Annotated in this window: 22 protein-coding genes; 9 read left to right on the top strand and 13 right to left on the bottom strand. The window is 48.6% G+C overall.

What is annotated here, in order from left to right:
- Positions 1 to 648 (top strand): hypothetical protein (locus tag KDK17_RS13390; protein ID WP_257288260.1); only part of this gene is annotated, 648 nt, incomplete at its 5' end.
- 394 nt (positions 649 to 1,042) lie between these two features.
- The gene (locus KDK17_RS13385) at positions 1,043 to 1,492 is read left to right on the top strand and encodes a YcgN family cysteine cluster protein (protein WP_257253875.1); all 450 of its coding nucleotides are present in this window, start codon (positions 1,043 to 1,045) and stop codon (positions 1,490 to 1,492) included.
- 75 nt (positions 1,493 to 1,567) lie between these two features.
- Here KDK17_RS13385 and KDK17_RS13380 read toward each other — a convergent pair whose 3' ends face one another.
- A complete protein-coding gene (locus KDK17_RS13380; protein ID WP_257253407.1) occupies positions 1,568 to 1,846 on the bottom strand; it encodes a hypothetical protein in 279 nt (92 codons plus the stop codon).
- A 431-nt stretch (positions 1,847 to 2,277) separates the two neighbouring features.
- On the opposite strand from KDK17_RS13380, the gene KDK17_RS13375 reads away from it, so the two are divergent.
- Entirely contained in the window at positions 2,278 to 2,958 is a 681-nt protein-coding gene (locus KDK17_RS13375; RefSeq protein WP_257281866.1) for an RING finger domain-containing protein, read from the top strand.
- 25 nt (positions 2,959 to 2,983) lie between these two features.
- Here KDK17_RS13375 and KDK17_RS13370 read toward each other — a convergent pair whose 3' ends face one another.
- Complete coding sequence (locus tag KDK17_RS13370; RefSeq protein WP_257253411.1) at positions 2,984 to 4,216, bottom strand: transposase; 1,233 nt, start codon at positions 4,214 to 4,216, stop codon at positions 2,984 to 2,986.
- A gap of 37 nt (positions 4,217 to 4,253) precedes the next feature.
- Between KDK17_RS13370 and tnpA the strand changes: the two genes are divergently transcribed.
- Positions 4,254 to 4,655 (top strand): IS200/IS605 family transposase, encoded by a 402-nt coding sequence (gene tnpA, locus KDK17_RS13365; protein WP_257253413.1) that lies wholly within the window; start codon positions 4,254 to 4,256, stop codon positions 4,653 to 4,655.
- Between the two features lie 173 nt (positions 4,656 to 4,828).
- Here tnpA and KDK17_RS13360 read toward each other — a convergent pair whose 3' ends face one another.
- Complete coding sequence (locus tag KDK17_RS13360) at positions 4,829 to 4,933, bottom strand: LacI family DNA-binding transcriptional regulator (protein ID WP_257253415.1); 105 nt, start codon at positions 4,931 to 4,933, stop codon at positions 4,829 to 4,831.
- Positions 4,921 to 5,247, bottom strand: a complete 327-nt coding sequence (locus tag KDK17_RS13355; RefSeq protein ID WP_257253416.1) for a PTS lactose/cellobiose transporter subunit IIA — start codon at positions 5,245 to 5,247, stop codon at positions 4,921 to 4,923. Before KDK17_RS13355 ends, KDK17_RS13360 begins: the two co-directional genes overlap by 13 nt.
- Before the next feature lie 616 nt (positions 5,248 to 5,863).
- On the opposite strand from KDK17_RS13355, the gene KDK17_RS13350 reads away from it, so the two are divergent.
- The 4 genes from KDK17_RS13350 to queF all read left to right on the top strand — a co-directional run bounded on the left by KDK17_RS13350 (position 5,864) and on the right by queF (position 9,790).
- Positions 5,864 to 6,769, top strand: a complete 906-nt coding sequence (locus KDK17_RS13350) for a TIGR01777 family oxidoreductase (protein WP_257253418.1) — start codon at positions 5,864 to 5,866, stop codon at positions 6,767 to 6,769.
- A gap of 365 nt (positions 6,770 to 7,134) precedes the next feature.
- Positions 7,135 to 8,130: an ABC transporter ATP-binding protein gene (locus KDK17_RS13345; protein ID WP_257253434.1), complete on the top strand. Its 996-nt coding sequence runs from the start codon at positions 7,135 to 7,137 to the stop codon at positions 8,128 to 8,130.
- 58 nt (positions 8,131 to 8,188) lie between these two features.
- Positions 8,189 to 8,902 (top strand): ABC transporter permease, encoded by a 714-nt coding sequence (locus KDK17_RS13340; RefSeq protein WP_373691592.1) that lies wholly within the window; start codon positions 8,189 to 8,191, stop codon positions 8,900 to 8,902.
- Between the two features lie 63 nt (positions 8,903 to 8,965).
- Positions 8,966 to 9,790, top strand: a complete 825-nt coding sequence (gene queF, locus KDK17_RS13335; RefSeq protein WP_257253436.1) for an NADPH-dependent 7-cyano-7-deazaguanine reductase QueF — start codon at positions 8,966 to 8,968, stop codon at positions 9,788 to 9,790.
- 9 nt (positions 9,791 to 9,799) lie between these two features.
- Here the strand turns inward: queF and KDK17_RS13330 are convergent, their stop codons facing one another.
- Positions 9,800 to 10,288 carry a DUF29 domain-containing protein gene (locus KDK17_RS13330; RefSeq protein WP_257288258.1) on the bottom strand — a complete coding sequence of 163 codons (489 nt, stop codon included), beginning with the start codon at positions 10,286 to 10,288 and terminating at the stop codon, positions 9,800 to 9,802.
- 361 nt (positions 10,289 to 10,649) lie between these two features.
- Between KDK17_RS13330 and ptsG the strand changes: the two genes are divergently transcribed.
- Positions 10,650 to 12,083, top strand: coding sequence for a PTS glucose transporter subunit IIBC (gene ptsG, locus KDK17_RS13325; RefSeq protein WP_257253423.1), 1,434 nt, complete (start codon positions 10,650 to 10,652; stop codon positions 12,081 to 12,083).
- A 6-nt stretch (positions 12,084 to 12,089) separates the two neighbouring features.
- On the opposite strand, the gene KDK17_RS13320 is transcribed toward ptsG, so the two are convergent.
- From KDK17_RS13320 to KDK17_RS13285, 8 genes are all read right to left on the bottom strand, one after another.
- On the bottom strand, positions 12,090 to 12,827 hold the full coding sequence (locus tag KDK17_RS13320) for a copper homeostasis protein CutC (RefSeq protein WP_257281860.1): 738 nt from the start codon (positions 12,825 to 12,827) through the stop codon (positions 12,090 to 12,092).
- Positions 12,828 to 13,104: 277 nt separating this feature from the next.
- Positions 13,105 to 13,806 carry a hypothetical protein gene (locus tag KDK17_RS13315; RefSeq protein ID WP_257281859.1) on the bottom strand — a complete coding sequence of 234 codons (702 nt, stop codon included), beginning with the start codon at positions 13,804 to 13,806 and terminating at the stop codon, positions 13,105 to 13,107.
- Between the two features lie 391 nt (positions 13,807 to 14,197).
- Complete coding sequence (crr, locus tag KDK17_RS13310) at positions 14,198 to 14,704, bottom strand: PTS glucose transporter subunit IIA (protein WP_257253427.1); 507 nt, start codon at positions 14,702 to 14,704, stop codon at positions 14,198 to 14,200.
- A 133-nt stretch (positions 14,705 to 14,837) separates the two neighbouring features.
- Positions 14,838 to 15,818: a 6-phosphofructokinase gene (gene pfkA / locus KDK17_RS13305; RefSeq protein WP_257253428.1), complete on the bottom strand. Its 981-nt coding sequence runs from the start codon at positions 15,816 to 15,818 to the stop codon at positions 14,838 to 14,840.
- Between the two features lie 77 nt (positions 15,819 to 15,895).
- Complete coding sequence (pyk, locus tag KDK17_RS13300; RefSeq protein WP_257253429.1) at positions 15,896 to 17,332, bottom strand: pyruvate kinase; 1,437 nt, start codon at positions 17,330 to 17,332, stop codon at positions 15,896 to 15,898.
- Positions 17,333 to 17,747: 415 nt separating this feature from the next.
- Complete coding sequence (gene gap / locus KDK17_RS13295) at positions 17,748 to 18,755, bottom strand: type I glyceraldehyde-3-phosphate dehydrogenase (RefSeq protein WP_257253430.1); 1,008 nt, start codon at positions 18,753 to 18,755, stop codon at positions 17,748 to 17,750.
- A 709-nt stretch (positions 18,756 to 19,464) separates the two neighbouring features.
- Positions 19,465 to 19,722 (bottom strand): HPr family phosphocarrier protein, encoded by a 258-nt coding sequence (locus tag KDK17_RS13290; protein ID WP_257253431.1) that lies wholly within the window; start codon positions 19,720 to 19,722, stop codon positions 19,465 to 19,467.
- Positions 19,723 to 19,827: 105 nt separating this feature from the next.
- The coding region (locus KDK17_RS13285) for a hypothetical protein (protein WP_257288257.1) at positions 19,828 to 20,039 on the bottom strand (212 nt) is incomplete at its 5' end.

Genomic DNA, 20,039 nt, shown 5'->3' with positions numbered 1-20,039 from the left:
TTTCCCAAACATGAGGAAGTGACAGTGCTGCTGGGCTGGCCGGAATGGAGAGACCAGGATGGCGAGTTCAATACGAAGCTTTTCGTCGCCGTCTCGTTTATGAATCACGGCAAAGGCTTTCCCAAACATGAGGAAGTGGCAGTGCTGCTGAGCTGGCCGGAATGGAGAGACCAGGATGGCGAGTTCAATACGAAGCTGTTCCTTGCCGTCTCGTCTATGAATCATGGCAGAGGCTTTCCCAAACACGTAGAAGTAAGACTAATGCTGGACTGGCCGGAATGGAGAGACCAGGATGGCCGGTTCAATACGGAGCTGTTCCTCGCCCTCTCGTCCATGAATCATGGCAAAGGCTTCCCCAAACATGAGGAAGTGACAGTGGTGCTGGGCTGGCTTGAATGGAGACGGGATGACAAGTTCAATACGGCGCTGTTCCTCTACTACGCGTCCAGGAATCATGGCAGAGGCTTGCCCAAGCATCAGCAGGAAGTGAAAGACACGCTGAGTCGGCTGGAATCGAAAGACCAGCAGTATGAGCATGGATTCAATGAGGAGCTGTTCCGCGCTTTCTCGTCCATGTCTACGTCAAGAGGCTTGCCCCAATATGAGCAAGTGAAAGCGATTTTCAACTGGCCGAAATGGAAAGACTAGCAGCCTGTCGAACTTATGTGTCCGTAGCGAAGGTTGCGAGAAATTAAGGATAAAAATTTCTGATCCCGAGGAGAATAGCGAGCTATTTGACGAGGGAGCATGAATTTTCAGGCCAATTTATCGCAACCGCACAACTGCATGGATGCAGGAGCTGATCAGTTGCGTTTTCTGGACGCCAACAACGCCCGGCCTGTATTCGAACTGTTTACTTCTTTGACTGCCCTGCAAAAACTCAGAAAAGAGCATTCTTCTAAAAAGGCGAGACCCTTTATTATTGGAAGTTGCTCTTGATGTTTGTGAGAGTTGTCAGGAATTAGAGTTGCTTCATGGCTATTAGTTCGTTACTTTCTGCCGGTAATTGCACTACTTCACATTAAATGAACACTATTGCGGTATGACAACCTCTTTCTGGCAGACCAAATCCCTCGAACAGATGACTCCTGATGAATGGGAGAGCCTCTGTGATGGCTGCGGTCGCTGCTGCCTGCAAAAGCTGCAAGATGAGGATACAGGAGAGGTTCACTACACCTCTCTGGCCTGCAAGCTGCTGGATATTCATAGCTGCCAGTGTTCAGATTATGAACACCGCAAGGAAAAAGTCCCTGAATGCCTTAAGCTGACAGCCAGTGATATTCCTCATTTTCACTGGCTGCCAGACACCTGTGCCTATCGACTTCTGGCCGAAGGCAAACCGCTTTGCGACTGGCACCCTCTGATATCCGGAAACCCGGACAGCGTTCATTTGGCTGGCATTTCCATCGGGGCGTTTGCGCAATCAGAAAGCTCAGTGCCTGAAGAGGATTGGGAAGATTACATTATCCCCCTGCAGCCCGTCGAGCGCTGAGTCGGGCAGCCCCCGCTATCCCCGACGACATTCAGCTCCGCCGAAGGCGTCAGCTGGAATGGCCGTGTCAGGCTGCTAGGGAGAGAAGTAATCCAGTACCTCAACATAATACATGCAGCCTCGAATCATAATACCCATATGACTAGGGAAAAAGTTTGTTGGCGCGGGGAAGCCTTGCACCCAGTATGGAAAAGCCTGCTGCCGGATGGACACCCAAAGAATACCCCAGCCATTTGATTGAAGCACAAAATTAGCCACAGAATTGTAGTCATAAGGACTGCGGATAACATAGCCTGTGGCAACACTCTTACAGGAAAGACAAAAAAGAGCAGTCAGAGCTATATATTTTTTCATATCAGCCAATAACCTCCATATGCTGAAGAATATATATGGACCAAATGACTGATCTTGCAACTTGACGACCTCTGCAGGGGACAAGCCCCCATTTACTGGCAAATCATCTTGAAACCTCTCTTGGGCATCAATCCTGTATTGACCTTATTGCGCTGGTTATTTTTGGCCTCATGCAGATGGGTTCAGTCAACCTTTCCCGTATTGCCCGAACTTTGGGGCACGTACCGGGACCGGCTCCGGGTGCAATCGTCTCAAGCACTTCTTCGCCCGGAGTGGCATGGAGCATGATGATATTGCCAGAATGGTCGCTAAGTAGGAGGGCGTCATTCCCACGGAGGAAGCTGTCGCAAAAGTAGCGAGCAAAGCTGAGACGAGGCAACGGTTCTTCCGCCTGGCATCGTTATGGCTTTTCACAGGGTAAGTCATAAAATTTGGGGAACTTTTCTGCCAGTTTTTTATCTCATTATTTACTAATGAACAGAAATGGAACTTATTTTATGACAATGAGTGTTTCGGATGCATGTCAAATCTGTCTCGGGTCTTTTAATGAAAAAGATAATGAAGATCTTCGATGTAAGAATAAAAAAGTGGTTCTCCCGTGCCATGAATCTCATGTTTTTGGAAGAAAATGTCTTGCTATATGGTATGGCCATTCCAAGACTTGTCCTAGCTGTAGGGCTCCGGTGCCGTCATATGTTTTTGAGAATATGCCTCCTCCTCGATCATTGCGTGAACGGGTAACCAGAATATCTCAAATTGCTACTAATGCTTTTATTGGTGCTGCTGGCTCTGCTCTTATTGGGGCAACTCTTATTGGTACCTCTGGCATTATTAATATTTACAGTGGTTTGGCTGAGACTGGTGATGTTATGACCGCTTTGGCTGCTGGTGTACGCACAGCTACTCTATCCGGAGCTGTTTTTGGAGCGGGAAATAGCGTAATTGAAGTACTACCTTACGGGTTTATAGGTTTTTCTATTAGCCTTGCCAGCTGCCCTATAGCTTATGCATTTTATGGCTACCTTGCTGCTAGTCATTTTGCTGGTTTTGCCGCTGGTGCATTCGTTGGCGTGCTCTGCCCTCCTCATCCTTCTATTTATTTTGATGATTAATTTACGGGGTGATGTACTCCCACCACTAAGCCGCTGAAGCAGCTTTAGTGGGGGCTTCTTGCGACCCACGCTGAGAACTCTCAACACCTTTCGCTGTAGCACCTGCGCTGACAGATATTGCTACAGGGGAACTCTTTATACAAACGCTGCATCCCAGCGAATCAGCTAAACCAATATCACGGATATTACAGGCGGCGTTTATGTCCCTGTCATTGACAGATTGACAATTTGGGCACTGCCACTCCCGCACAGACAGGGGCATGGCTTCCATTTTATAGCCGCAGCAATTACACAGTTTGGAACTCGGATGGAACCTCCCTATCCGAATCAGGTTCTTGCCATTCCAACGACACTTGTATTCCAGTGTCGTCAGAAACATTCCCCAGCCTGCGTCCTGTATTGCTCTGGCAAGTTTACGGTTTTTTATCATGCCTTTGATATTGAGGTCTTCTACAGCAAAGGTGGTTGCGTGGCTTTTGTCAGCCAAATTTGCTGTTGCCTGGTGCGTGAAATCGTAGCGACGGTTGGCTATTTTTTCATGGATTATGGAGACTTTGCGTTTTTGCTTTGATCTGTTGGCTGAACCTTTTTTCTTTCTGGCGAGTATCTTTTGCTCCATTGCCAGCCGAACCAGTGAAGCCTTCAGAATACGAGGGTTTTCAGTCTTGTTACCTTTACTATCAATAAGAAATTCAGTCAGCCCAACATCAAGACCAACAGTGTTTTCTCTTTCAATCGTTGCAGGAGCTGGATCAACAACACCATCATCAACCAACACACTGGCAAAGTATTTGCCTGACGGTGAACGCTTGACAGTAACGGTTTTGACCTTGCCGGAAAACGGGCGATGAAGTTTTGCTTTTATTCCCTTCAGCTTTGGCAGGTTGATAGCCGATGCTTCAAAATCAACCGTTACATGCTGGGGGCATTGGAAAGACTGCCAGCCGGAATATTTTGATTTGAATTTTGGAAACTGGGCTCGACCCTGAAAAAAGTTGGTGAACGCAGTATCCAGGTTGGCGAGAGAGGCCAGCAGACTTTGACTGTTGACGTCCGTCAACCATTCTTTGTCGTCTTTCTTGCTGGCAACCAGACGATCCTGAAGCTGACGCTTTGACAGGCTCTTTCCGGTTTCTTTGTAATGTTTGTCTTTTTCTGACAATGCCCAGTTATAGACATGACGAGAGCAACCGAAGTGCTTTTCAATCAGCACTCGCTGTTCAGGGTTGGGGTAGGTTCTGTACTTGTATGCTCTCATACGACTATAATAACACAAAATAACTTAGTGTAATAGAATGAAATCCCACTATCATTGTGTCTATAAGCTAAAATATCATTTAGTGTTAGTAACAAAATACCGCCGTAGATGCTTCACAGCTCCCATGCTGGTCAGGTTGGAAGAAATCTGTCGTGACCTTTGCCAAAAGTGGGAGGTTGATCTTGAAGAGTTTGGTGGAGAGGCTGACCATGTTCACCTAATGCTTGATCTGCATCCGAACATCATGCCCAGCAAGTTCGTGAACAACCTGAAAACTGTCACCAGCAGGCTTATCCGAAAAGAGTTTTCAAAGCACTTGAAAATGCATTATTGGAAGCCTGTTCTATGGACAAGGGCGTACTGCTTGATAACGGCTGACGGTGCGCCTTTGGAAGTTCTGAAGGAATACATACAGAAACAGGAGAGGCCGGAGAAATGACAGCCCTATACGGGCTATTCGCTATCCATCTCCATCCAAACCTTCAAAGGTCGCTACGCTCCCAATGAGAGGCTATGGATGGAGAATTTCGCGAGTTTCGTTAAACTGTATTCACAGAGAAAAGCAAAGGCTTCCACACAACCTGCAGCCATCTCTTGAATAGCAAACTCCACTCACAGGCGGGTTGTCTCCGTTACCTGTCCGGTATTTTTCAGTACCCTGGATACGATAGCACGGGATACTTTTGCTCGCTCAGCGACGTCTTTTATTGTGGCCATTTTTGCTTCTGATCGATTTTTTTGTGAAGTGTTATCAGCTCCTGAACCATTTCCTGAGCCAGCATGGATGTCATCAAATGATCCTGGGCATGTACCATCACCAGGGTCATTGGCCTTTTCCCTTCGCCCTGATCTTCCTCGATCAGTTGAGTCTGGATTCTGTGAGCCCCTTTTGCGGCCTCCCGGGCGTGAGCTATCATCTCTTCGGCTCCTTCGTAATCCCCAGCCTTTGCCTTGGACAAAGCATCGTAAGCACAGCTGCGAGCGAGGCCAGAGTTAATGATAATCTCCATTACGGCAGACTCTGGATCCATGGTCATACTCCTGTCTGGTATACAGTTAGCCGGAGTGCTTTGCGGACTCTTGATCAATTGCCCGAAACACTCAAAAAATGTTTTACGGTAAAAATAGTCAGGACGCTCAGTTTACACTGTGTCTTTTTAGATGCAGTCGGTTTCATGGAGTGGTGACATTATGGCTGACATAAGTCAAAAAACCGGGTTTTGGACTGCTTGAGTGAAAGTGAAATAAAAAAAGACAAATGCCTTATATTCGTGACTGGATATTCGCATAGGTGTAAACCGAAGCTTTATTGATATAGATCAAGGTTTTTGTAGTAGGTAATACGTATTATGAAGTCACTCGGGCCAATCAAGAAAAATAATAAAAAGCGCCAGAGAATAAGGGACATAAAAAAAAGAAGCGGGAGCCAGTGACAAGCCAGCTGATCAAATACCCGGGTTTGAGGGGACCCAGGGTATTTTTTTATGGGTAAAAAATCTGCCTCAAAGTTCATTCATTCTGCAATAAAAATCATCAGTAAAAAATTGTTTCTGAAGCTCATGGCTGTTTAATATGGAATCATGGGATTTTATCCCGTGAGACTGAGGACGCTCCATTTCATTTCAAGGCTTATTCGGGACTTATGTCATGCAGATACTGATTACCGGGGGAACAGGGTTTATTGGCCGCCGACTGGTGGCCAGACTTTTATCAAAAGGGCATCGGCTGACCATTTTGAGCAGACAGGATGCCAGGGATGTACACCGCCTTCTGTCCACTGAAGTGAAGCCTGTAAAGTCCTTGTCGGCTGTGAAGCCCTCTGAAGCCTTCGATGCCATTGTCAATCTGGCCGGTGAAGGAGTGATGGATAAGCGTTGGACTCCCTCAAGAAAAAGACAGTTGCTCAATAGCCGGATCGCATTGACTTCAGAATTGGTTGACCTGACTGAGAGAATGGAAAACCGGCCAGACTGTCTGATCAGTGGCTCTGCTATTGGGTTTTATGGTGGTAGGGACGATGCTGCCCGTCTGGATGAGTCTTCCGGGGCTGGGGATGACTTTGCTGCAGGACTGTGTATACGCTGGGAGCAGGCTGCTGTGCGTGCAAAGGATTTGGGGCTGCGGGTTTGTCTGGTCAGAACCGGAGTAGTATTGCACCCTGAAGGCGGTGCGCTCCGGGAAATGATGCTTCCTTTCCGTCTGGGTATTGGTGGTCCGCTGGGTTCTGGCAAGCAGATGATGTCGTGGATTCACATGGAAGATATGGTGAATGCGCTGGAATTTTTGCTGGAGAATGACTCAGCTGAGGGCGCCTTTAATGCCACCGCTCCTGAAGCTGTCAGTAATAAAGACTTTGCCGTGACTCTGGCCGGCACTCTTAATCGTCCGGCCTTCCTGAAAATGCCAGCCATGGTTCTCAGGGGAATGTTGGGGGAGTCTTCTGAAATGGTATTGAAAGGCCAGAATATCTACCCACAGCGTCTCATGGCTGAAGGATTTTCATTCACTTATCCACAACTTAAACCAGCACTGACTCAGTTGATTGGGGCTTAGTATGAAAAAATAATTTAAAAATGCCGTTTAATTTATCGTTTTATAATAAAATCATCCTTTTTTCATTTTGGGGAAGGGTTGGGCGTCTCTCTCAGTGCTCTTTTTAGCCTCTTCCAAGGACTATGCCACAGCGTTGCAGAGAGTGAAGCTCTACAGATCAATACATCAATAAGTAGTGACAGCCATAAGCAGCAGGATATTTTTCTATTTCCTGATGACGGAAAAACGTTCAAAGTAACTGCCATGAGTAATCGCCTCTGTTTGATTTCACTGGATGGATGAGAGAAAGCAGGGTAAAAGCAAGAGTGACACTATGCAAAGGCTTTGATGGAGAAGAAGCTCTGCATAACACGGACTATAAAAACATGCCTCAGGCACTGAAAATACAGAATCTAAGAAAACAATACGACAATGGATTTCAAGCCCTGAAAGGGATTGATCTCTCGGTTGAAGAAGGCGATTTTTACGCCCTGCTGGGACCCAATGGTGCCGGCAAATCAACCTCTATCGGTATTATTTCATCACTGGTTCGAAAGACTTCTGGCAAGGTTTCAATATTCGGGCACGACATTGATACTGATCTTGTCAGGGCCAAGCGGATGCTGGGAGTCGTTCCCCAGGAATTCAACTTCAACCAGTTTGAAAAAGTTGAAGATATCATTGTGACGCAAGCCGGTTACTATGGCATACCAGCAAAAGAAGCCCGCCAGCGCTCTGAGAAGTATCTCAAGCAGTTGGGCCTGTGGGATAAACGACACAATGTCTCAAGAATGTTGTCCGGCGGTATGAAGCGCCGTTTGATGATTGTCAGAGCCCTGATTCACCAGCCCAGACTACTGATTCTTGATGAACCGACCGCCGGTGTTGATATTGAGCTTCGTCGCTCTCTCTGGGACTTCCTCAGGGACATCAATGGGCAGGGCACCACGATTATCCTGACCACTCATTATCTCGAAGAGGCTGAGCAGCTCTGCCGCAATATTGGCATTATCGATAGTGGCAAGATTGTCGAGAACACCAGTACCAAGGCTTTGTTGGGCAAGCTTCAACAAGAGAGCTTTGTGCTGGATCTGAAAAAGCCGATTGAATATCTGCCTACCTTTGCAGGTTATACCGTCAAGATGTTGGATAACCGTAGCATTGAAGTTGAGGTTGGCAAGCATCAGGGAGTGAATGACCTGTTCAGGCAGCTGAGTGAATGTCGTATTGAAGTAGCCAGTATGAGAAACAAGTCCAACCGGCTTGAAGAGCTGTTTGTCAATTTAACTTCTGATGCCTCGGCGACAGACGCTTCGGGAGCTGACTCTTCGGGACAAACTAAAGGCAGTGCAGCTGAGAAGGGGGAAGCGCACGGTGAGTGAGTGGAAGTATAACCTGGTCGCGTTTAATACGATCTTCAGTAAAGAAATTCGTCGTTTCATGCGCATTTGGCCACAGACCCTATTGCCGCCAGCGATCACCATGTCTCTGTATTTCGTTATTTTTGGTGCCGTGATTGGCTCCAGAGTGGGCGAAATGGGTGGCTTTGATTATATGACCTTTGTCGTACCGGGTCTGGTTATGATGGCGGTGATTACCAACAGCTTCAGTAATGTGGCTTCCAGCTTTTTCAGCAACAAGTTTCAGAAGAGTGTTGAAGAGTTGCTGGTGTCACCGGTACCGAACTGGGTGATTCTGGCCGGGTACACTATGGGCGGTGTTGTCAGGGGGCTCTACGTTGGTGTTCTGGTTATGCTGCTGGGAGCCTTCTTTGTAGAGCTTCAGGTTCATCATATTCTTATTACCCTGCTGGCCGTTTTTCTGACAGCAACTCTGTTTGCATTGGGTGGCTTCATCAATGCAGTGTTTGCCAAAAAATTCGATGATGTCGCCATCATCCCAACATTTGTACTGACTCCACTCACATACCTGGGAGGGGTTTTCTACTCGGTAGACGTTCTTCCCGAGCCATTCCGCTCCATCTCACTATTGAATCCTATCCTCTATCAGGTGAATGCCTTCCGTTATGGAATCCTCGGGCAGGACAGCGGTATCAGCACTGGCTGGGCTTTTGTTGTGATGGTTCTGGCTATCGTTATCATGGCCACATGGGCCCTTCATCTCCTGCGAGTGGGCAAAGGCCTGCGAAACTGAATGTGGAGAGTGCAGAACTGGCCGGGTTATGGGGCAGAAAGAGTTGAGTCAGAGTGTGAAATTATGAGTGAATTAGTGAATGCCTCCCCACTGGGGAAAAACAGTGAGTACCAGGCGGAGTATAATCCGGAACTTTTGTTTCCCATTCCCCGTAAGGATAAGCAGCTGGAGTTGGGGCTGGACCCGGAAAATCTCCCTTTCGTTGGCAGTGATGTCTGGCATGGCTATGAACTGTCATGGCTCAATAAAAAGGGTAAGCCGTTGGCAATGGTGGGTCGTTTTGAGTTGCCGTGCCATTCGCCCTGTCTCATTGAATCAAAGTCCTTCAAGCTTTACCTGAATTCATTCAACCAGACTCAGTTTGACTCTGTGTCTCAGGTTCAGGCGCTAATGGAAAAGGATCTCAGTCAAGCGGCAGGTGCACCGGTTAGCGTAAAGCTGATGACGATTGCCGAAATGGAAGTTTTCGGATTCAAACCGGCTCCCGGTATTGGCGTAGATCAGCTGGATGTGGCCATTGATTGCTATGACTATAAGCCTGACCTCTTGCAAAAGGCTGAAGGCACCCGGGAAGAAACCATCCACTCTCATTTGCTGAAGTCCAACTGTCCAGTTACCGGGCAACCAGATTGGGGTACCGTGGTCGTCCAATATAAAGGTGAAGCCATTAGTCATGAGTCGTTTTTGAGGTTTATCTGTTCATTCCGGGGGCATCAGGAATTTCATGAGCAGTGTGTGGAAAGAGTTTTCACAGAGATCCGGGCCCGTTTCGAAATGGAATCTCTGACCGTCTATGCTCGCTATGTACGCCGGGGAGGACTGGATATTAACCCCTGGCGCAGTAGTGACCGGGCCGGGCAGGATGACAGGCGTCTGATCAGGCAGTAAAGCAACTCGTCACTCTCCCGGCAGCCAGTCATCGTCGGTGATTTGCTTATATGTCCATGGGCATTGTTCGGGAAAGTTGTTTTTGTGCAGGCGCTTACTCTCTGAGCGAATGTATTTGTTCAGCTCTTTGATGGCTTTTAGTTTGGCCAGGGAGTATGCCTCTGCCAGCACCTCATTAACTGCGGGCTCCAGACTCGGGTTCTTGTTTATGTGCTGTTCAATCTCAATTCTTGGATTGTTGATGCTGGGCAGCCAGGTATACATCACCTTGTCTTGTACCCATGAGTCTTTCAGAACCCGTATCTGGTAGTCGTATTTCAGCAGGTGAAGCAGCAGAATAATTAAATGGGCTCGAAGCTCTTTGGTAATATCGCCCATTTCAAAATCCATTGCCTCCAATAGGTTGGGAATGTCAAGCTGGTCAAATTGGCCCTGAGCCAGCAGATCCCGCTGCTGACCGAGCCACCGGTGGTAATCGGTTTTGTATAGGTTTTCCATAAAATACCTCCATTGACCTACCGATGTAGGCAAAAAGAAGAAGGGAATCAAAATGAAATACCGGCGTGGGAGCCTGTCGCAACTCCCTTTTATTTCCTTGCTCCCACGCTAAAGAGGCTGTCACAAAGGATGGCCGGGCAAAAAGATCTCACCCGCATCAGGATGAATGAATCGCCGTAATGAATGGCGGATCATGCGTAGCTTTTGCTTCCCAGAGGGAGCTGGAGATACTCTGGCCGTCAACACGCCCATGGAAGTAAATGTTATTTCTACGCTCACGGCCGTTTGGTCTATTCTTCCATAAGTTTACCCATCTTCAGCTTGCTCTCAGATTAGAATCTTCTCCCCCGGAGTCTCTCCAATGGTCAAATCTGCATTCGGCACACTTCAGCAGATAGGTCGGGCGTTGATGCTGCCTGTAGCCGTTCTGCCTGTTGCGGGAATACTGCTGGGCGTAGGCAGTGCCGGCTTCGATTTTATTCCAGATCTCGTCTCCAGCATCATGGCCCAGGCGGGTGGCATGGTCTTCGGAAACCTGCCCATTATCTTTGCTATTGGTACTGCCATTGGCCTTACTGATAATGACGGTGTTTCCTCAGTGGCGGCAACTGTAGGCTTCGTGGTCATGCTGGGAACCATGGGTGTCATGGCCGCAGAGCTCGGAGTAGAACCCAGTTCTATTATGGGCATAGATACGATTGATACCGGTGTTTTCGGTGGAATTATTGTCGGTATCATGGCCTCTTGGATGTTCAATCGCTATTACAAGATCAAACTTCCGGATTATCTGGGCTTCTTTGCAGGAAAGCGCTTTGTTCCCATTGTCACCGCCATCGGGGCTGTCTTTCTCGGCATCCTGCTGAGCTTTATCTGGCCCCCTATTCAGGGTGCTATTGACGCCTTTTCACAATGGTCGGTGACTGAAAACCCGGTCATGGCAGGCTTTGTTTATGGTGTGGTTGAACGTGCCCTGATTCCGTTTGGCCTGCATCATATCTGGAATGTGCCCTTCCAGATGGAGATGGGTGAATTCATTGATCCATCAGGTAATGTCTTTAGAGGCGACATTGCACGTTTTTTTGCCGGTGATCCCACTGCCGGATTCCTGGCTGGTGGCTACCTTTTCAAAATGTTTGGCTTGCCTGCTGCGGCCATTGCCATCTGGCATTGCGCCAGGCCAGAGAACAAACAAAAAGTCGGTGGCCTAATGCTGTCAGCGGCTCTCACTTCATTGCTCACAGGCATTACAGAGCCCATAGAGTTTTCATTCCTTTTTGTCGCCCCGGTACTTTATGGCATTCATGCCCTGCTGGCCGGACTGGCTTATGCCATCACCAACTATCTTGATATTAAGATGGCCATGTCATTTTCCAACGGCCTGATCGATTATCTCCTTTACTTCGGCATTGCCACCAAGCCCCTCTGGATTATTGCCCTGGGTCTGGTCTATGCAGTTCTCTATTATGTGATCTTCAGGGTCATGATTACCCTGCTGGACCTCAAAACACCCGGACGTGAAGTTGAAGCTGAACTTTCAGCCAAAGTGGTTCCATCCAGCGCCCTGGCGAGAGACCTTATTCTGGCTTTTGGCGGCAAGGGAAACATTAAGAATCTGGATGCCTGTATCACTCGTTTGAGAGTCACGGTTAACAACCCTGACGACGTTGACCAGGAAGCCATTAAACAACTGGGAGCCACGGCTGTTGTGGTGGTGGGTCAGAATATGCAGGCCATCTTTGGCACTCAATCCGACAACATCCGAACCGAGATGGAAGAAGTCATTCAATCCATGTAAACCGGGTTACTGAAAAGACTCTACTGCTGTACAGAGGGAACGCACTCTCTCAACCGATACTTCTCCCTCATCAAGAACACTGCTGTACGCATGAATGCTGGTCGAATGAATTTCTACGGGTAGTTGTTGAAGAATCTTCCCGGCGTTGTCCGGACCAACCCCACCACCGACGACCAGCTCCAACCTGTTTTCGGCTTTCAACATCAGTTGCTCGAGCATCCTCACGCCTTCAAAAGCGCCGTCAGCAGAACTCCAGGTTGTACCACTGCTCAGAATACGATCCACACCGTATTGAATCAGTATATCCAGACTCTCAAACACGTTGGGTGTAGCATCCAGTGCACGGTGAAACGTCACGGACAGATTACGGGTCTTGGCGGTGTCGACCAGTCGCCCCAGTACATCACGATTAATGGTATTGCCGGGAAGTGCAAGAGCACCTATGACGACACCATCAGCACGCGCTTTGGCGGCATCACAGATCTGCCGTTCCATAAGCAAAATTTCTTCGGTACCGAATGAAAAATCGCCACCCCGGGGGCGGATCATGCACTGTAAACCACAACGATCCTGAAAGGCTTCCCGGGCAGCTTCGAGAGCTTCTATTGTGGGAGTGGTACCTCCTAAGGACATATCACCACACAACTCTATACGTGCAGCGCCACCCTTGCAGGCCGCTGCAACAGAGCGGTAAACATAGTCTGGATTCAGACTGTTGACGCAGATCTCGACAGGGATTGGCAATGTGTGACTCCTGATGCTGCTAGCGCTAAAAAAATAGCATTAAATGTCTTTTATAGATGGCCTGCCGCTGAACGTCAGCGATGACATAGACAGGACAACTCTGACAATAATAACCAGATTGTCACAGATCGCTCAGGAAAACACAGTCTTTACAAATAAAATCTCACGAAACTGAAATGATCTTCAGGCGATAACGGGGAGATTTGAGAGAAATCTGGCAACCTTGAACCAGACCCACCTTTAAAAAAACGACACTAACTACTTATTAAACCATCAATCAGGGCAATTCACCCGTCATTCTGAGCACATCATCAATCAGCATCTTGTCCAGCTTCTGCTTTTGCTTCAGCATTTCCATTTTGCCCGGACTGACCCTGACCGTGAAGCTTTCAGGCTCATCATCGCTAATCGCTGCAGGCATGGTAACAGTGTATTCCTCATGGGTTGGGTCCATAAAGAAATAAGGTACAGAATGAGAAAAATTATCAAAACAACCCTGTGACTGATACCTGATAAGGTCATCATAATAAGATGACATATAAGATGAGTAGGCTGATCTTGCTCCCATACACCCGGTGCCTGAGCTTTTTCTAACGGTGTCATCCAGGCCCCATGCCTCTTCCCCCCGAGCGGATTCTTCCTCCGGTGGAAGAACGATATCAGGAAGGCGCGCAGCCTGCCTGATATGCTCGGCTTCCATACGCTTGAGTTCTGCCACCAATTCCTGATGGGTCATACGGTTCAAGCGAGCCTCGCGGGCCTGGGCATAAGACTCGTAACTGCTCCCGCCTAACAGAGAGTCTCCGTCCAGATATCGGGACACTGTCTCTCTTCTGACAGAGTCCAACTCGTCAATAACAACCTGCAAGTTCTCAGCCTCCCGATCTTCTTTCGGGCTCACAGGTACCTCTTGGAATGAAAAAATCAGCAGCAGGAAGCCGGTAACCACCAGCACTAAAAGCGACACAACTCCTTTCATATACACCTCCTTTAGTCTAATCGCACAGTTTTTTTGTTATGGGAATACAGTGATGACAGGAGCTCACAACACATTGCTTTAAAAGGCGCAGAATTGCATTTCTAACTCATACCTGTCTTTTAATTGAGACCACGAGTTTTCCAGAGGGTTCAATCGCGGACAGAATAGAATAAGGAAGAAAGGTCGTCACTAACGTGTCGGTCAGGTATTCTGACCGTCAGGAAACGCTGAAAGGCTTTAAGGTGAAGTTGGGGATTTTGGAAGCCGCTGGTGTGTCGGCTTCAAGGTACTGACAGACATTATCGAACAAGCGCAAAACCCCGTACTTTGCGACACCCTCCTTAGGGCGGGGAGGATGTCAAGTCCGAAAATAACAGCCTGTTTGAAACAACTACTTCATTTTGACAACCAGCAGGTTGTCATTGCCCTGGACAACAGAGCCCGAAGATTTTTCCAGAGAGGCGACATCGTCCATGTTGGAGATCACAACGGGTGTAATCACACTCTTGGCTTTCTCCTTCAGAAAGTCCAGATCCACTTCAATGACCGGATCTCCAGCCTTGACTTGCTGGCCCTCGCTGGCAATACGCTTGAAGCCCTCGCCCTTTAGCTCGACGGTATCGATACCAAAATGAACAAACAGCTCAACCCCGGTGGGCGTCTCCATGCTGAAGGCGTGATTGGTTTCAAAGATTTTGCCAATCTCACCATCACAGGGCGCTACCATCACGTTGCCAGTAGGATCAATTGCGATGCCATCACCCACCACCTTGTCGGCAAAAACAGGATCAGGTACTTCTTCAATCGGCACAATGTCACCGGTCAGCGGTGCCTTGATCACCGTTCCCTGATCGGCGCTTAGCCCAATGCTTTTCTTCAGAGAGTCAAAAAGGCCCATCGCTTTCACCTTCTACTTCGGACGCGTTTATTTTAGGAGCCCTTGATTAATCTGGCCAGTTGACCCGACTGAAGCTCCCGATTCCTTTCCAGATTAACAGCTGAAGCGACAAACAACAGCAGTTAGAGACCATCTATACGGTGACGATATCCGCTACTTTTAGCAGATGACCATCAATCGCATTGTGCTTACTGATGGCTTTTTCCAGAGGGGTATGGACAATTTTTTGGTCACGAACACCCACCATCACACCACTGACACCTTCACGCAGAGCTTCCACAGAAGCCACTCCAAGGCGACTGGCCAGAACGCGGTCATAACAGCTGGGCTTGCCACCACGCTGAATATGACCGAGCACAGTTACTTTGACTTCATAAGTCGGGAAGTTTTCTTCCACAGCCCGGGACAGTTCAAAGACACCACCGGATTTATCACCTTCTGAAACCACTACGATACTGGATGTTTTCCCGGCTCTGCCACTTTGCTCAAGAGAGCTCATCAATTGATCCACAGACTTTTGATCTTCTGGAATCAAAATCTCTTCTGCACCAGCGGCGATACCGGCATTTAATGCAATAAAGCCTGCATCCCGACCCATTACTTCGATCAGAAACAGACGATTATGAGAGGTTGCAGTATCGCGAATCTTGTCAATCGCCTCTACCACGGTATTCAAGGCAGTATCATAACCAATGGTGAAATCGGTTCCGAAGATATCGTTGTCAATGGTGCCGGGAACACCAATACAGGAAAGACCATGTTCCTTTTCCAGCAGCATGGCCCCGGTGAAGGAACCGTCACCACCTATAACAACCAGTCCATCCAGCCCGGCAGCCCGGGCATTTTTATAAGCAGCAGCCCGCCCCTCCGGAGCACGGAATTCCTGACAGCGGGCAGACTTCAGGAAAGTCCCACCCTGATTGATAATATTGGCCACTGAGCGCGCGTTCATTACTTCCAGGTCGTTATTAATCAAACCTTTATAACCTTCATGAATAGCTACCGGCTCAACCCCGTAAAAGATACAGCTGCGCACTACGGAACGGATGGCGGCGTTCATGCCCGGGGCATCACCACCTGAGGTAAGCACACCAATTTTTTTTAGTTCTGCCATGATCTGCTCGTCTCCTAAATCCCGTCAGGGAATGCATCAGGCATGCTGCCCAGTCAACATGCCCGTATTGACTGAAATTATTTCACAGTAACAATCTGCATGGTGTTGGTGCCGCCTTCAACTTCACAGGACTCACCCTTGGTCAGAATAATACGGTCACCGGATTCCAGCAGGCCACGATCTTTCAGTTCGGCAATAGCACGCTGATTGACTTCGGGGCCGTATTGGCTGCCACTATCAAAAGCGACTGACTCAACACCCCTGTACAGTGCAACGCGACGCTCAGTAGTTTTGTAGCGGGTCAGGGCAAAAATAGGCAGGCTGGTGTTAACACGGGACATCCACAGAGGAGTCGCACCGGTTTTGGTCAGACAAACAATCGCTTTTACACCTTCCAGACGGTTTGCCGCGTGCATGGCTGCCAGCGCAATGGCTGCATCGGTTTCACCGGCATAGGCCTTGTCCAGGCTGCTTCCGGAAATCATTTCAGGATGTTTTTCAGCACCCTGACAGATACGGGCCATAGCCTTGACGACTTCATGTGGACGCTTGCCTGTAGCCGTTTCACCGGACAACATGACAGCGTCGGTGCCATCCAGAACGGCGTTAGCCACGTCAAACACTTCAGCACGGGTTGGCTGAGTGTTGTGAATCATGGACTCCATCATCTGTGTGGCTGTAATGACAGGACGGTTCAGGCGACGGGCAACGTTGATCATCTGCTTCTGAACACCAATCAACTCAGCGTCGCCGATTTCCACACCCAGGTCACCACGAGCAACCATCACCGCATCAGAGGCCCTGATCACTTCTTCCAGCAATTCAAAGCTTTGAACCACTTCTGCACGCTCAATCTTCGACAGAATGGCAGCTGTACCACCGGCTTCACCCAGCAGCTTGCGAGCTTGCTCGACATCAGCCGCACTGCGCACAAAAGACACTGCCAGGAAATCGACACCCAGAGAAGCGGCCAGCTTGATGTCTTCCTTATCTTTCACGGTCAGGGCATCGGCAGACAGACCACCACCGGCCAGGTTGATACCCTTATTGTTGGACAGCTCACCACCATCCAGAGTGGTGGTTACGATGCGTGAACCCTTAATAGTCTTAACCTGCAGGCTCAGACGGCCATCGTCCAACAGCAGTACATCACCTACCTTGCAGTCATTTGGCAGATTTTTGTAGGCAAGACCGACCTGGGTTTCATCACCGGCATCGATGGGCAGCTCGGCATCCAGAACAAATTCCGCATCGTCCGGCAGGAAGATCTTGCCATTCTGGAAACGCCCGATACGAATTTTGGGCCCCTGCAGGTCACCGAGAATCGCAACACTGCGACCCAGACGGGCAGCAATACTGCGAATGCGCTCTGCACGGACACGGTGATCATCAGCGTCACCGTGAGAGAAATTCAGTCGAACAACGTTGACACCGGCTTCAATCAACTTGGTGAGCTGTTCTTCGGACTCTGTGGCAGGTCCGAGTGTGGCAACGATTTTTGTGCGTCTGAGCATGATATCCTCTCGCGAATTCGCCACGAACCGACCCAGCACGATAAAACTGCCTGAAGGGAGAGTCGACCGGGGCATAAATGCCATACGGCAGTTTGATAACAATTTTCAAGTGAGAAACATTTGACGGGTAATCAATAAAAACACCTGCCTTTGTTCCTGCATCTGTTCAATCTTGATAAAGCAACAAAAAGGAGAGTGTGTACCTGAAATGCCAGCATGCCAGTCTGAACCCATTATAGATGGCATGCCAATTTCCCGACATCCGGAAGATGGCTTGAGTGGTTAATCCTCAGCCAGCTTCATATACACCTTCTTCTTTCTGCTGTTTAGTCCCGGACATCCAACGCCCTGCTATGAGAGCATCGGCATCAATCTGAAAAGCCTCACATCACCGAGGCTTTTCAATCACCTGAACTCAGGCACTCAGCAGAGCTTTAGCTGTGTCCAGCATACGGTTGGAGAAGCCCCACTCGTTGTCGTACCAGGACATCACCTTCACCAAGTTACCTTGTACGCGAGTCTGGGTGGCATCAAAGCTGGAAGAGAATGGACTGTGGTTGAAGTCCATGGAAACCAGAGGCTCGTAATTCACGTGCAGTACCTTGCCCATCGCATCGGAAGACTTGGCTGCATTAGCAATGATTTCGTTGACTTCTTCTTTGGAAGTGTCACGACTGGCGACAAAACTCAGATCTACCAGAGATACGTTGATGGTAGGGACGCGAACCGCCATTCCATCAAACTTGCCTTTCAGCTCAGGAACCACCAGACCAACAGCGGCAGCGGCACCGGTAGCAGTCGGGATCATGTTCTGTGCAGCCGCTCGGGCACGATACAGGTCGCTGTGGTATACGTCGCTGAGACGCTGGTCATTGGTGTAGGCATGAATAGTGGTCATCAGACCTTTTTCAATACCCAAAGCATCGTTCAGTGGTTTGGCAATGGGTGCCAGACAGTTGGTAGTGCATGAAGCGTTAGAAATAACGGTCATGTCTGCAGTCAGGGTGTCATGGTTAACACCATAAACGATGGTGGCGTCCACTTCCTTGCCAGGAGCAGAGATGATGACTTTCTTCGCGCCGGCATTCAGGTGAGGTTTGCAAGCTTCCCTGGAACGGAAAACACCGGTGCATTCAAAAACAACGTCCACACCCAGAGCAGCCCAGGGCAGATTAGAGGGATCACGTTCAGAGAATGTCTTGATTTCGTCACCGTTGACAAACAGTGCACCTTCACCTTCTTCAACTTGAGCGTCGAAACGACCGTGTACGGTATCGTACCTGGTCAGGTGAGTATTGATTTTCGCATCACCCAGGTCGTTGATAGCAACAATCTGGAATTCTTCACGACGACCTGCTTCATAGAGCGCACGCAGAACGTTGCGACCGATACGACCATAGCCATTGATTGCGATTTTGATCATGACGTCTCCAATACCCTTAGTCACAGCGGGATAACCCGCTACTTCGATTAGTAGATAGGATTTCCGGTGTAAATTCAGCTTCGTGAAAATACCTAAACCCCTTGTCTTACAAGGGCTCACAGTTTTTTTCAACAATCGACAGAACTAATAACCCTGCCCAACAAACAGTCACACCAAAGGACACTTTTATTCAGGGAGTACAACAAAAGTTATCCATATTAGGCCATCAGGGGTTGACACAGGATTGGAACGACGTTACAAATACGCTCATCAAGACACACAAAGTCGCACACTTGAAAACATCGCCCCCCCAGTAAATCTTTCCTGATGGGTCGTTGTGCACACACAAGGGTGCACAAACAGCCGGATTTCTCTCTACAGACGGCAATCTGAAGGAGAAACCCAGCATATTTCAGCAGTTAACAACACCTGACAACCTACACTCACCAGTGCGCGTTACCCGCTTGTTATCCATCAAACATACCCGAAAACACGTTTCATTCATGTCTTATGGATGACATCGTCCCGATGCATTTGTTCAAACACACCCGGTACGTGATACTTCTTAGAGGATACCCGTAACCGTTTTAGTATTACAGGCATTTTTGCACCAGAAAATATTTCGTCAGTGAACGACTTAATCATCCTGATTGACAACTGATTTATTCCGAAAGACAACCCGGCCGTAGAGGCCGGGCCAGCATAAAGCTTACTTCAATGTAACGATAAACTCTGCCAGGTGTTGTACAGCCTTCTCAGCTCCGTCACCTTCGCCGATGATGGTCACTGTTGAGCCTTGAGTCAGACCCAGGGTCTGCAGTTTGAACAAACTCTTGGCACTGGCCTGCTTGCCACCAGCTTCCAGCTTAATGTCACACTCGAAGGTCTTGGCTTCTTTGACAAACTGAGCAGCCGGACGAGTATGAAGGCCATTCTCAGCAGTAATTACAACATCTTTCTTAAACATATTCGGTCTCTCTGTAACTTGAGCAGAACAAAAGCCGACAAGACATATTGATTCGTTCAGCCAGTGGTGCTAAGCCTAAGTAAACTCCACGCCATGACCCAAGAATCAGCCAGCCTCAACCAAAACGGTATCAGGATTTTCCACTAAACTGCTTCGCAGGCAAGAAAAATCAAAACCTTCTTTGAGCCAGGGCAAAACGGCTATTTTTAGCGCACCACCTACTAGGAGCCTGACCGAGAATAGCGCCCGTAGCGAGGACGGTAGAAAATTGAGGATGAAAATTCGGTTTTGTGAGGAGAATAGCGAGCTATTTGACG

Origin of the sequence: Endozoicomonas sp. SESOKO2, from assembly GCF_024606245.1 — a bacterium.
Lineage (GTDB): Bacteria > Pseudomonadota > Gammaproteobacteria > Pseudomonadales > Endozoicomonadaceae > Endozoicomonas_A.
This window is presented reverse-complemented; position numbering and strand designations above follow the sequence as displayed.

Bases quoted from the DNA above. Each gene is read 5' to 3' on its own strand.
- KDK17_RS13385 (WP_257253875.1), top strand. From the start codon at position 1,043: ATGACAACCTCTTTCTGGCAGACCAAATCCCTCGAACAGATGACTCCT.
- KDK17_RS13380 (WP_257253407.1), bottom strand. From the start codon at position 1,846: ATGAAAAAATATATAGCTCTGACTGCTCTTTTTTGTCTTTCCTGTAAG.
- KDK17_RS13370 (WP_257253411.1), bottom strand. From the start codon at position 4,216: ATGAGAGCATACAAGTACAGAACCTACCCCAACCCTGAACAGCGAGTG.
- tnpA (WP_257253413.1), top strand. From the start codon at position 4,254: ATGAAATCCCACTATCATTGTGTCTATAAGCTAAAATATCATTTAGTG.
- KDK17_RS13360 (WP_257253415.1), bottom strand. From the start codon at position 4,933: ATGGCCACAATAAAAGACGTCGCTGAGCGAGCAAAAGTATCCCGTGCT.
- KDK17_RS13355 (WP_257253416.1), bottom strand. From the start codon at position 5,247: ATGGATCCAGAGTCTGCCGTAATGGAGATTATCATTAACTCTGGCCTC.
- KDK17_RS13350 (WP_257253418.1), top strand. From the start codon at position 5,864: ATGCAGATACTGATTACCGGGGGAACAGGGTTTATTGGCCGCCGACTG.
- KDK17_RS13345 (WP_257253434.1), top strand. From the start codon at position 7,135: ATGCCTCAGGCACTGAAAATACAGAATCTAAGAAAACAATACGACAAT.
- KDK17_RS13340 (WP_373691592.1), top strand. From the start codon at position 8,189: ATGCGCATTTGGCCACAGACCCTATTGCCGCCAGCGATCACCATGTCT.
- queF (WP_257253436.1), top strand. From the start codon at position 8,966: ATGAGTGAATTAGTGAATGCCTCCCCACTGGGGAAAAACAGTGAGTAC.
- KDK17_RS13330 (WP_257288258.1), bottom strand. From the start codon at position 10,288: ATGGAAAACCTATACAAAACCGATTACCACCGGTGGCTCGGTCAGCAG.
- ptsG (WP_257253423.1), top strand. From the start codon at position 10,650: ATGGTCAAATCTGCATTCGGCACACTTCAGCAGATAGGTCGGGCGTTG.
- KDK17_RS13315 (WP_257281859.1), bottom strand. From the start codon at position 13,806: ATGAAAGGAGTTGTGTCGCTTTTAGTGCTGGTGGTTACCGGCTTCCTG.
- crr (WP_257253427.1), bottom strand. From the start codon at position 14,704: ATGGGCCTTTTTGACTCTCTGAAGAAAAGCATTGGGCTAAGCGCCGAT.
- pfkA (WP_257253428.1), bottom strand. From the start codon at position 15,818: ATGGCAGAACTAAAAAAAATTGGTGTGCTTACCTCAGGTGGTGATGCC.
- pyk (WP_257253429.1), bottom strand. From the start codon at position 17,332: ATGCTCAGACGCACAAAAATCGTTGCCACACTCGGACCTGCCACAGAG.
- gap (WP_257253430.1), bottom strand. From the start codon at position 18,755: ATGATCAAAATCGCAATCAATGGCTATGGTCGTATCGGTCGCAACGTT.
- KDK17_RS13290 (WP_257253431.1), bottom strand. From the start codon at position 19,722: ATGTTTAAGAAAGATGTTGTAATTACTGCTGAGAATGGCCTTCATACT.